The 6,230-nt window shown below is 34.2% G+C and carries 6 protein-coding genes and 1 riboswitch; all 6 genes read right to left on the bottom strand.

The window, feature by feature from the left end; genetic code table 11:
- Nucleotides 1-112: 112 nt before the first annotated feature.
- Entirely contained in the window at nt 113-742 is a 630-nt protein-coding gene (gene thiE / locus ACTCDL_RS13340) for a thiamine phosphate synthase (protein ID WP_463177697.1), read from the bottom strand.
- Nucleotides 739-1,353 carry a sulfur carrier protein ThiS adenylyltransferase ThiF gene (gene thiF, locus ACTCDL_RS13345; protein WP_463177700.1) on the bottom strand — a complete coding sequence of 205 codons (615 nt, stop codon included), beginning with the start codon at nt 1,351-1,353 and terminating at the stop codon, nt 739-741. The genes thiE and thiF overlap by 4 nt, the downstream gene beginning before the upstream one ends.
- A 292-nt stretch (nt 1,354-1,645) precedes the next feature.
- Nucleotides 1,646-2,746: a 2-iminoacetate synthase ThiH gene (gene thiH / locus ACTCDL_RS13350; RefSeq protein ID WP_463177703.1), complete on the bottom strand. Its 1,101-nt coding sequence runs from the start codon at nt 2,744-2,746 to the stop codon at nt 1,646-1,648.
- 2 nt (nt 2,747-2,748) lie between these two features.
- Nucleotides 2,749-3,525 carry a HisA/HisF-related TIM barrel protein gene (locus ACTCDL_RS13355; RefSeq protein WP_463177706.1) on the bottom strand — a complete coding sequence of 259 codons (777 nt, stop codon included), beginning with the start codon at nt 3,523-3,525 and terminating at the stop codon, nt 2,749-2,751.
- 1 nt (nt 3,526) lies between these two features.
- On the bottom strand, nt 3,527-3,727 hold the full coding sequence (gene thiS, locus ACTCDL_RS13360) for a sulfur carrier protein ThiS (RefSeq protein ID WP_463177711.1): 201 nt from the start codon (nt 3,725-3,727) through the stop codon (nt 3,527-3,529).
- Nucleotides 3,728-3,808: 81 nt separating this feature from the next.
- A riboswitch (TPP riboswitch) is annotated at nt 3,809-3,921 on the bottom strand.
- A 74-nt stretch (nt 3,922-3,995) separates the two neighbouring features.
- Nucleotides 3,996-5,654 carry a methyl-accepting chemotaxis protein gene (locus ACTCDL_RS13365; protein WP_463177719.1) on the bottom strand — a complete coding sequence of 553 codons (1,659 nt, stop codon included), beginning with the start codon at nt 5,652-5,654 and terminating at the stop codon, nt 3,996-3,998.
- Nucleotides 5,655-6,230: the final 576 nt, after the last annotated feature.

The following is a 6,230-nucleotide window of genomic DNA, read 5'->3' on the forward strand; positions in this document are numbered from 1 at the left end:
GAACCAGTGTTTATAACTGATTCCTGACTACTAATTCCAGATTCCAAAAAGTGTTACACTATCTTTCTATTGTTTCATTCTAGAGTTGTTTATTTATATTAATTTCTATACACTACAATCTACTTCTGATACTAGCTATTTTGGCTTTAATATCTTCTGCTCCCACTATCTCTGTTACCATACAGACACATCTTGCACCTAAATCCCGAACTTCTTTTACATTATGTTCTTTGATTCCACCGATAGCTACAAAAGGAATTTCAATATTCTGAGCAACATACTCTAAATACTCTAAACCTACTGGGTCACAAACATCCTCTTTAGTATAGGTTTTAAAAACAGGTCCTACTCCAATATAGTCTGCCCCCCTCTTCACAGCATCTTCAGCCTCTTGAGGCGAATGAGTTGACAGACCTATTATCTTATCTTCACCTAAGAGTTTTCGTACCTCTTCTAGAGGTAAATCCTCTTGACCGATATGTACACCATCTGCATCTATTGCCAAAGCCAAATGGATATCATCATTAATAATGAAGGTTACCCCTGCTTCTTTTGTCAGCTCTCTTAACCTCTTACATTCCTCATATTTATAGAGCATCTTCTTTTCCTTTTCCCGATACTGAATAATCTCAATTCCAGCAGCAATCATCTCCTCTACCACCTCAATATTGCTTCTTCCCAAAGAAAACTTTTCAGCAGTAATACCATATAAATCAGTAGTTAATCTATCTTGTTTATTCATATCTTTCCCTCCAATACAGCCTCTAAAATTAAATCTGCCTGCTTAGCTGCTACTATATTAACTCGGGGAGATAAGGGAGGATTATCAGCATTTATCTCAGTGATAAAATCACCTACTATATAAAAATTATCATTGAATCTCTTAGTCTGAATTTGATCAGTATCACCCCAACCAGCCAAACCTGAAGCAGAGACTAGAAATTTATCAGAATTGACATATTGCTCTACTATCAGCTTCTTACTCTTTATCTCATCAAAGGCCTCTACTATAACATCAGAATCATCAAAAAATCGACTAATATTATCACTACTTACTCGTTCTACTATAGTTTCAATCTCTAAGTCAGGATTAATTTTTAAGAGATTCTCCTTTAAAGCCAATACCTTTGCCTGACCTACTTGTTCACTGAAATAGAATTGGCGATTCAAATTAGAATACTCGATCTTATCAAAATCTACAATAACAAAGTGCTTAAAACCACTTCTTACTAAATTAAAGGCACAGTTAGAACCAAGTCCTCCTGCACCACCAATTCCTATTTTAACACCTTGTATCCTCTCTAAATTTTCTGCTCCGATATATCTTAATAATGACCTTTCAAAATCATTCATTTAACTGCCCCCTCCATACTAGAGGTGAATCTAGAATAAAATTTAACCATGAGGCTATAGAGAGATAAAGCGACACTTTGTGTCGAGTGTGAGCTATGAGTGTGAGTGTGTGTAAAACTTCTTTTTATTGGGGTTTACTCACACTCCCACTCCCACTCACGCTAATTTTAAAACTGTCGCAATATCCCCCTTAAGTTTTGTTTTGACTTTAACCCATCACCCGTTACTCTTCACTCATTACTTGATTACTCATCACTACTTATATCTCTTAACTGTACACTGTCAACTGAACCTATATCTGTTGCCAGTCTTTAAAAACAGGCTGATATCCTCTAGCTAACAGCAACTCCTTCACCTCTGCAACTGTTCTATCATCAGAGATATCAAATTGATTTACCCCTCTATTTTCAGCATAGCCACCAACAAATGTTGAAGACTCTGCTGACATCTTAGTGATGCCCAAAGGTAATAGATTATCCCTTAACTGATCACTTTCTCTGGTAGATAAACTGATTCCTAAACGAGGTAAGAAAAGCCTATAAGCTAAGATAATCTGTACCAAGGCAGGATCATCTACAATTGAATTTGGTTGAAAAGAACCAATATGAGGTCGAAGTCTTGGTAAAGAAAGACTAACCTCAGTATCAAGATACTTATTTTGGAGATAATCGGCATGTAAACCAGCAAAAAATGCCTCTTTTCTCCAATCATCAAGGCCTAATAGCGGACCGATATTGACCCGTCTCATCCCTGCTTGACAACCTCGTTCTGGAGCATCTAATCTAAATCGATAATTTTTTTTAGGTCCTGTAATATGTACTTGATCATAGATAGCTTCATCATAAGTCTCTTGATAAATTGTTAGTCCATCAACTCCTGCCTCTACTAGCTCCCTATACTCTTCAGTCTCCATTGGGTAAACCTCAATGGCGATAGAGGAGAAGTATTCTGTCAAAATTTTTATAGAATCTTTAATATATGAGACTGGACTATGCTTTCTTGATTCACCTGTTAACACTACTAAGTCTTTAATCCCTTTATTCACAATTGCTTTAGCCTCTTGTGCAACTTGGTTCAAGGTTAACTTATCCCTTTTGAATCCATTCTTCACATTAAAACCACAATAAGCACATTGATTGACACAATAATTGGCTAGATAAAGAGGAGCATATAAGCAGATCACCTTGCCAAAGTTCTGAACTGTTAGTTGATGAGCCTTCTGTGCCATCTCCTCTAAATAATGATTAGCTAATGGTGATAGTAGGACTAAAAAATCCTCCCTCTTCAATCTATCTTTGGCTAAAACCTTCTCAACATCATATTTAGTAACTTGATCAAAAAAACTATTAAAATCGATATCTTTTACCTGTTTATACTCTTTATAAAAGCTCATAACTACTCTCCTTTTAAGAATCCTGTTAGTGGTGAAGAAGCTGAAGCATAATCTTTAACTGCACCTGGTCCAGCTAGATAAGCTATTCGTCCTGCTTGCACTGCATAGTCAAAGGCTTGAGCCATCTTGACTGGATCATTAGCTGTAGCAATAGCTGTATTGACCAAAACTGCATCTGCTCCCATCTCCATCGCTTCTGCTGCATGAGAAGGCTTACCTATTCCAGCATCGACAATGATTGGCAACTCAATCTCATCAATTAAGATTTTAATCAATTCTTTAGTCTTCAAACCACGATTAGAACCAATTGGAGCACCTAAAGGCATTACTGCTGCTGCACCTACCTCTTCTAACCTCTTAGCTACCATTAAATCTGGACTAATATAAGGAAGTACAACAAAACCCTCTTTAGCTAAAATTTCTGTTGCTTTAATCGTCTCTTGGTTATCTGGCATTAGATATTTGTTATCAGAGATAGCCTCAATCTTAATCCAATTACCACAGCCTGCTGCCTTGGCAATTCTAGCTATTCTGACTACTTCCTCAGCAGTTCTGGCTCCTGAAGTATTTGGCAACAGAGTAAAATTATCAGGAATATAATTAATCACATTCTCTTCGGGATTATCAAAATCTACTCTACGTAAAGCCATCGTTACTACTTGAGAGTTAGATGCTTCTAAGGTCTCTCTAATAACCTCTTTACTAGGAAATTTACCTGTCCCTGTAAATAATCTGCTCTCTAATTTAACTCCACCAATTACTAATTTTTCTTCTATCATTTCATCCACCTCCTACAAATCTAAGAACCTCTAAGCTATCTTGATCCTTTAAAATAATATCATCCCATTCTTCTCCACTAACAACTCTCTTATTGTACTCAATTACTAAGCGGTCCAATTCTAGACCTTTAGACTCTAAAAATTCTATTAACTTGATCTCTTGTTCTAAACTCTCTTCTTGACCATTTACCTTTATTCTCATTTTCCCCTCCTTCATAAAATAAAAATGCTCCCTACATAGGGAGCATTTTTATTTAAAAAACTTAATCATATTACTAAGCTTTTCTATCTAAATCCGCTTCCCTACGCTGGTATTAACCAGATCAGGTTGAAGAGTTGGAGATAATCGGATAAATCTCCTCTCAGCCTATCAATTAGGCACCCCTAGCTTTATATTCTATTATAATCTTATTATAAATTATATCTACTTTAAATCTTTATTTCAATACCTTAGCCCAAAATATTATAGATTATTTTTTCAATTTTTGATTTGCTTCTACTACTTGATTGATAGCCTCCAACTGTTCTTGAGAGACCTCTGACCCCTCTTTAATCTTAAAGTATAAGTTGGTAATCGCATGAGTTACTTCAGTCATTAAGTCCTTAATCTTTTCAGCAGAACTTAAAGTCTCTTCAGTTTGAGCAGATACCTCTTGGCTAGATGCCGAAATTTCTTCAACTACCCCGCTAAGTTGCTCACTAGAGATAACCTGATTCTCAGAAGAAGACATCACTGCTTTCATCTTCTCTTCAACTTGATTTGATAAGCTATTAATTTCATCAAAGATGTCTATAATGCTCTCTTGAGACTTATCATTAGACTTACTCATCACAGCAACAGCAGATTCTACCACCCCTTCAATCTCTTTGGTAATTCCCTTAACCTCTTTGGTAGCCTCTATACTCTCAGTTGCCAACTCCTTAATCTCTTCCGCTACTACAGCAAATCCTCTACCATGCTCACCAGCTCTTGCAGCCTCGATAGCAGCATTTAACGCCAATAAATTCGTCTGATCTGTTATTTGCATAATCTTATCAGAGATCTTTCCTATCTTATCAGCACTTCTTCTTAACTCCTGCATTGTATCAGCCGTTTCATGAATAATTTTAGTTCCTGATTCTATCTTCTGACTTGTATTCTCTATACTTTTATAAGTATCTTTACCAGCATTAGAAATAACTTTAGCCTGTTGGGATAGTTTCTTAACCCCTCCTTGAACCTCTTGTAGCGATATTGATACTTTATCTACCGCTGTAGCTACCTCTGCGTTTCCAGAAATTAAATCCTTAATCACAGCAAAGGCCTGAGTAATCTCATTATCAACCTCATCAGCAATCGCTTCCATCTCTTGAGATGTATTAGCTACAATCTTTACTTTACTAACAGCATCTGCTGTTCTTTTCTTAACTATAGCAGTTAAATTACTAACCCCATAAGAGATAATAAATCCTAATATAGTTCCAATTAGAAGACTTAACAATACTATTAAAGTCACCCTTCCTTTGATGATTTCAGTATAATTAACTATCTTCTCAATATCTTGATCCAATTGCTTCCAACCATGTTTATTCAGATCAAGGTTGGCTAAGTTAATACTAAGAACAAGATCATCAAGTTTTTTCAATCTCATCTTCTTTCGGATACTATTTCCCTCAAATTCTAATAATTTTTGAACATCATCTTTAAATTCATTATTTAATTCACTAACTTCATCTATTTTACTTATCATTTCTTCATTGTGGATATGTTCTCTCAACTTATCAATATGACCTTTTAGAGAATCATCTTTATTTAAAACTTCAAAGGCTTCTTGACTCATTAAATCAGTATATATACGATAAATATTAATCTGATTTAAAAATGAATCCCTAGATATTGCTGAATTTAACTTAACAGTTGGTATTACTCTTTCATTTAATTCATTAATTCTTCCACTAATTTGATTGGTATTCTGCCAAATTAGCCCTCCTGTTAATAAGCTAATTACTATCAATAACAAAAAACCTACTTGAACCTGCCTCATAATTGTTATACTAGATAATATCTTGGTCAAATGACTCATTAAACCATTAATCACTTTATTGTCCCTTATTTTCAACTTTTTTAGAACTTTTTTGAATTTATTCATAGTTTGCCCCCTCATTTATAGCAAGTTTACGAGATTCATTGGACTAAACCAATAAAAAATTATTAAAGCTCATAACTCTGATAAATTGCTTCCCTTCTCTATGCTAAAGCCTTAAAGACTAATATTAAAGCTAATAAAATTATCATATTACATAAATAAAAAATCACCTTACATCTAAACAAGTAGATCTATTATTATAAAAAAGTATATCGCCTTAAACCTCAGAAATGTTATAAATCAAATCAGTCCTTAACATCTCTTAGCAATTATAAGACTATATACTAAATTAAAGTTTTAGCTCTGCTAATTTTAAATTTTTATCTTTTACTTATATATTTCTACTATTAATCTATAAATCCTCTAAGATATAAATATTTATTGGTAATTATATAAAAATAGATAATCTCTATTAGATTACTACCTTAAAGTCATCAAAGCTCAGAATTAAATTTAAAATATCGTTGTATAGAGAAAAAGCGACACTGCCGTGTCTTAGTTTACAGTGTACAGTTAACGGTTGACAGTTAAGTTCAAAACATCTTAAAATCTTATAATATCAATGATTATAAAGGTTTT

The sequence above is a fragment of the Orenia sp. genome, from assembly GCF_055140805.1.